At 27.7% G+C, this 6,379-nt stretch carries 5 protein-coding genes; 1 reads left to right on the forward strand and 4 read right to left on the reverse strand.

Annotation, left to right across the window (positions count from 1 at the left end):
* Position 1: 1 nt before the first annotated feature.
* The 4 genes from KGF41_RS17905 to KGF41_RS17920 all read right to left on the reverse strand — a co-directional run bounded on the left by KGF41_RS17905 (position 2) and on the right by KGF41_RS17920 (position 5,201).
* On the reverse strand, positions 2-1,162 hold the full coding sequence (locus KGF41_RS17905) for a glucose-1-phosphate adenylyltransferase (protein ID WP_227829864.1): 1,161 nt from the start codon (positions 1,160-1,162) through the stop codon (positions 2-4).
* Positions 1,163-1,915: 753 nt separating this feature from the next.
* Positions 1,916-2,959 (reverse strand): SPFH domain-containing protein, encoded by a 1,044-nt coding sequence (locus tag KGF41_RS17910; protein ID WP_227436770.1) that lies wholly within the window; start codon positions 2,957-2,959, stop codon positions 1,916-1,918.
* A gap of 19 nt (positions 2,960-2,978) precedes the next feature.
* Positions 2,979-3,425: an NfeD family protein gene (locus KGF41_RS17915; RefSeq protein WP_227829865.1), complete on the reverse strand. Its 447-nt coding sequence runs from the start codon at positions 3,423-3,425 to the stop codon at positions 2,979-2,981.
* Positions 3,426-3,614: 189 nt separating this feature from the next.
* A complete protein-coding gene (locus tag KGF41_RS17920; RefSeq protein WP_227842986.1) occupies positions 3,615-5,201 on the reverse strand; it encodes an NAD(P)H-hydrate dehydratase in 1,587 nt (528 codons plus the stop codon).
* An 802-nt stretch (positions 5,202-6,003) separates the two neighbouring features.
* Between KGF41_RS17920 and KGF41_RS17925 the strand changes: the two genes are divergently transcribed.
* Positions 6,004-6,379 (forward strand): ABC transporter permease subunit (locus tag KGF41_RS17925; protein ID WP_413841414.1); only part of this gene is annotated, 376 nt, incomplete at its 3' end.

Here is a 6,379-nt window from a genome sequence, read left to right on the forward strand (position 1 = left end):
CTTAAAGACCTCCTTCTATTAATACGCATCTAGGCTCTATATTTTCATATTCAGAAACTACATTTATCTCATTATTTACATTTTTTATCTGAACATTATCATTTATAGTTGCACATTCGCCTATCATAGCTTTTTCTATAGTTACATTTTCTCCTATTACAACATTTGGCATGATTACTGAATCAATTACTTTGCTTCCTTTTCCAACAACAACTCCATGTGATAATACAGAGTTTCCTACTTCTCCTAAAATTCTACAACCATCAGCTATCATTGATCTATGAACATTTGCACTTTTGCCTATATATTGAGGAGGCATTGCCATTGTATTTGTATATATCTTCCACTTAGAGTCTGATAAATCCAGTGTTTCTGGAGATTTAATTATATCCATATTTGCATCCCATAAACTTTGTATAGTTCCTACATCTCTCCAATACCCCTTAAATGGATATGCATACATTCCAACATTATCCTCTAACATTTTAGGTATTAAATTCTTTCCAAAATCATCATAATTTATATCTGGATTTTTTTCTGCTTCTTTAAAATAACTTCTCAACATTTTCCAATCAAATATGTATACTCCCATAGATGCCAAATTACTTTTAGGTTCGCCTGGCTTTTCTTCAAATTCATAGATACTTGAATCTTCATTTGTATTCATTATGCCAAATCTAGAAGCTTCATCCCAAGGTACTTCAATTACTGCAATCGTAGCTTTAGAACCTTTTTCTTTATGAAATTTTAACATTTTACTATAGTCCATCTTATATATATGGTCACCAGATAATATTAATACATATTCTGGATTATAGGTATCTACAAAGTCCATATTCTGGTATATAGCATGTGCTGTACCATTATACCAATTTCCCTCTTTTTCATTCATAAATGGTTGTAATACATATACTCCACCATTTATTCTGTCTAAATCCCAATGACTTCCCATGCCTATATGAGAATTTAATATCAATGGTCTATATTGAGTTAAAACACCTACAGTATCTATACCAGAATTTGAACAATTGCTTAAAACAAAGTCAATAATTCTGTACTTTCCTCCAAATGATACGGCTGGTTTTGCAATCCTCTTTGTAAAAACTCCAAGTCTTGAACCTTGCCCCCCTGCCAAAATCATAGCTAACATCTCTTTTTTCATTTAATGACACTCCCCTCATCTAGTAATTAATATTTATAATTGCATTTTTACCTTTATAAACTTTTAGTCAATAAATGTTGTGTATAAATTTTGCCCAAACGCTAATGTAATAAGAGTAAAATAATATAAACTATACAATTTCTATAATATATACCCCATAATTGTTTTATTGAAGTATACATTATTTTCCATCAGTGCTATAGTACTTATAATATTCAATTCCTAATTAGAAAATAATATAAACATTTATTTTATAGATATAAAAAATATTTTTTATAAATCAATTCATATCATACAAACATACTTAAATTTTTATGATTTTTTGATTTGATAATAATAGAACATAATATGACATGATTATCTAAAAATCTGTAAACAATTACTAGCTAATTTTATTTTTCTTATCATTTCCTTATTTATGATTCAATTAATGAATTTTAGTTTTATTGTTAGATATATTCATTACGTTTGATATTTTTATAACTATATATGTTATCAATGTAAATATTCAAATTAAAATTACTTTCTTTTCCTACATGTTTTATTTAATATTATATAACACTTTTTACATTAGTAAAGGGCAAATTGTATAAAAATTCTGTTAATTTATTTTTAAAATCCCGTTTTATAAATAAAAACAAAGAAGAAGACTTAAAAAACTATAAGTCTTCTTCTTTTCAATGTACATTCTATACTATATTTAATTAATTCGACATTTAATTTCCATTTCCTTCCTACGATAAAAAAACTCTTTTATTTTTTTAATGAATCATTTCCACTAAATGCATCTTTTACATCTAATATATCATTCTTATCATCACTCATGACTTCTTTTATCCCTTTGAATGTTCCTAGGAAATTAACTGCTTCTGAAGGTAAAACCAATTTTGTTGACTTACCTTCAGCCATTTTTTCAAGTGCTTCCATAGATTTTAATGCTAGGATATTATTATCAATGTCAGACTCTTTCATCGCTGAAAATACTAACTTCAAACCTTCTGCAGTGGCCATTTGAGTTCTTTTAATCATTTCAGCTTCACCTTGTGCTTTAGCAATAGCTGTTTGTCTTATAGCCTCAGCTTCACCTTCTGCTACTAATATAGCAGATTCTTTTTCTCCTTCTGCTACACGTACCATAGCTTCTTTTCTTGCTTCTGCTGTTAATATAGCAGATTGTTTTTCTCCTTCTGCTTGTAATATAGCAGCTGACTTATTACCTTCTGCTTGAAGTATTGCTTCTCTTCTTTCTCTTTCCGCTCTCATCTGCTTTTCCATCGCAACTTGGATATCATGAGGAGGCATTATGTTCTTTAACTCTACTCTATTTACTTTTATTCCCCATTTATCTGTTGCTTCATCAAGGATTGTTCTCATTTTTACATTTATTATATCTCTTGATGTTAGTGTTTCGTCTAAATCAAGTTCACCAATTATATTTCTTAAAGTTGTAGCTGTTAGATTTTCAATAGCAGCTATTGGATTTGCTATTTCAAACACATATCTAACTGGGTCTGTAACTTTATAATATACAACTGTATCAATCTGCATAGTTACATTGTCTTTAGTTATAACTGGCTGAGGTGGGAAATCTATTACGATTTCTCTCAAGTCAATCACATATGCCATTTTATCTAAAAATGGTATCAAGAAATGTACTCCTGTTTCAGCCACTTTTTGAAACTTACCAAGTCGCATTATTATACCTACTTTAGATTGTTTTATTACTCTTATACAGGTTAAACTTATTGCTACGACTACTATTATTAATACAATACTTAAAACAACTTTCATACCCATAAATATATCCTCCTTTATTTTATTGATTCGTCACACTAGTTGCAGAATTCACTTTTTTAACAACTAGTTTTACCCCTTCTATTTTTAATACTTCTACTGTAGAACCTTTATCAATCTTTTCATCATCTATAGAAATAGCAGTCCATGTTTCATGTTCAACTACAACTAAACCAGTTTGATTTGGAGAAATTTCCTCTGTAACAACACCTTTTTTAGATATCATTGCTTGTAAATTGGTATTAGATTTATAAGTTTTATCTTTTTTTACAATTTTCTTAGTAGCTACAACTAACATAGCTATAGAAATTACAGCAAATATTAAAACTTGTAAAAATATACTCTTTATAAAAGTACTTAAAAATATAAGTATTACTGCTCCTACACTAAACCATATTAGTGTTAAGCTTGGAGTCAACATTTCTGCTATTCCAAATAAGATTGCTACTATCAACCATATCAACTTCATACTATCTACCCTCTTTTCATATGAATTATAAAACCCTATATAAATCATATTCTTTACACAATATATTTGAATATGAATTTAAACAATAAACCAAAAACCAATAAAATAAGTCAATTTGAGATTAATTTAATAGTATTATATCAGCATACTTTGTTAAAGTTGTTACAAAGTAGTATCAAATATTAGTCATTAAATAATCAAAAACTTGTTCATTGTTAACGAAATGTTACTTATTAAATCTGTTGCATTTACTGTATACATACTTTTTCCTAACTTATCTCCTATATAACCATGTACATATGCTCCACTCACTGTAGCTTCAAGTATATCCATACCTTGACCTATAAAAGAAGTAATCATACCAAGTAAACAGTCTCCCATTCCACCAGTTGCCATACAACTATTTCCTGTAGGATTTATATATGTTTCTTTACCATCTGTTATGATAGTTTGATAACCTTTTAAAAGGACAACTACATTATATTTTTGAGCAAATTCTTTTGCCACATCTACTCTATGTTCTCTTATATACCCAATTGAGTCACCTGTCAACCTGGCCATTTCTCCCAGATGTGGAGTAATTACAAACTTATTTCTCCACTCTAAAAACTTATAGCATCTATCCTTCATAACATTTAATCCATCTGCATCCAATATTATTGGACAACTAGAGTTTTCTACTACTCTAAGTAATCTCTCAAAAGTTTTGTGATTATCTCCCATTCCTGGACCAAAACCAATTGCATTGCTAGAACTCAATAGTATATCAACTCTCTCTTCTTCAAAATTTACAGTCATTGCTTCAGTGAGTCTAATAGATACTTTTTCTTGCACATCTTTACTACTAATCAAAGTTACAAGACCACTTCCACTTTTAACAGCAGATTCAGTTGCTATGAAACTAGCCCCATAAAATCCTTTTGAACCTGCAACTATAGATACTTTTCCAAAATCACTTTTAAATCCATGTTTATCTCTTCTTCTAATATTATTTTTTACAAAACTCTCATCAGTTATGAATTCATCATTATGGTATTTTCTTGTAATGAAATCTGGAACACCTATTTTTTCTACAATTATATCTCCAATAAGTGAGCTTACATCATAATTTAAAAACCCTCTTTTATAAAATTCAAAACTAATTGTTTTATTTGCTTTGATACAAATTCCAAGTATACTACCTTTGTCGCTATCTATACCAGATGGTATATCTATAGAATATGTATTTTTGCTGTTATCATTTACTATATCAATTACTTTTTTAAAAATACCAGTGATTTCTCTCTTTAGTCCTGTTCCAAATATTGCATCTATTACGACATCACTTTTAGATACTGCTTCTTTAAATATTGTTAAATTTTTATTTTTAATTATACTCTGTTTTTCTGTTTTAATAATTTCATCCACTTTATTTTTATTTATATAGTCATTATATTCCTCACTTAAATCATTTTTATCAATATTTATAATATTAATCCCCATATTTAAAAGTATATTATAATTGATTTTAGAACATTCACTTATTTTCTTGATATTACCAATTAAAAAGACATTCACATTTTTCCCTTTTAGCTTTAAATGTCTTGCTATTCCAAGGCCATCTCCACCATTATTTCCAACACCACATACAATTGTATAATCATTATATATATCTATATCCATGTTTCTCATTGCAGATATTACTGCATTTTCCATCAATACAATCATTGGAATTCCCAATTCTTCTACGCATGCATTATCAACACTTCTACTCAAATTAGCTGTACCTATCAACACATATCATCACTCCTATAAAATTAAAGACTTCCTAAAATATTTAAATAAACACATATAAATATCTACTGAAGTCTTTTTAATCTCGTAAACAACTTAAATAAAACCATCAAAAACAAGATTTCTAAAAATAATTTAAAAAATAATAAAAATTCTGAATTAAAATAATCATTTAATTTATTATATCATATAATTTTGGTCATTATATTACTTCAAAACCTATTTTCATTAATTCTCTAAAAAGTTTATCTTTTGGCTCAATTTGTTTCTAAAATCCAAATGATTTTTAATTTTTATTTATAAATTAAAATTTAAGAAAACTCCCCAATCCTATACATAAAACTTTTTTTATTCGAACTCAATTTTCTGACAATTTAATAATTTTTCAAAATTTATTATTGACTTTTATTTTTTACTGTATTAAACTAATTACTATACAAAATATAAAAACAAAATTTTCAAAATTATTAAATTAAAAGGAGAGATAAATATGAAGACTTTATTAAACAAACAAGTACGATTTTTTAGTAGCCAATTTAGTTAGGGTTTGTAGCTAAGTTAAGACAAATTGTCATAACATAGATACAGACCCCTTAGGATTACCATTTTTAAGGATTGTATCTATGTTGGCTATAGTGATTGTTGTTAAGTTTTTATTTTATCATCATATATAGAGCCACATGGATTATACTGTGTGGCTTATTCGTGTTTTTGTCATACAGTTATATATACTGTGTGGCTTTTTTATATCCAAAATTAAATTAAAAAATTTATTTTAAAATATTTTCAAAGGAGTGTTTTATTTATGTCAGGTATTATATCTGTAATGACGCAAAGTTTAATTTTATCAATCATGGCACTGGGGGTTTATATAACTTACAAAATCTTAGATTTTCCCGATATGTCTGCTGATGGTAGCTACACAATGGGAGCTTCTATTGTAGCCTTTTCTCTTACTAATGGGATTTCTCCTGTAGTAGCAACTTTAATGGCTATTTTATGTGGTTGTATTGCTGGTCTTGTAACTGGTATACTTCACATTAAATTTAAAATATCTAACTTACTTTCTGGTATTTTAGTTATGGGAATGCTCTACTCTATCAACTTAAGAATAATGGGAAAATCAAATATCCCACTATTTAGTTTTAAACATTTATTCAATGGAGAAATATCTCCTATAG

The sequence above is a fragment of the Clostridioides sp. ZZV14-6150 genome (assembly GCF_020657875.1).
In the GTDB taxonomy this organism is placed as follows: Bacteria; Bacillota; Clostridia; order Peptostreptococcales; family Peptostreptococcaceae; genus Clostridioides.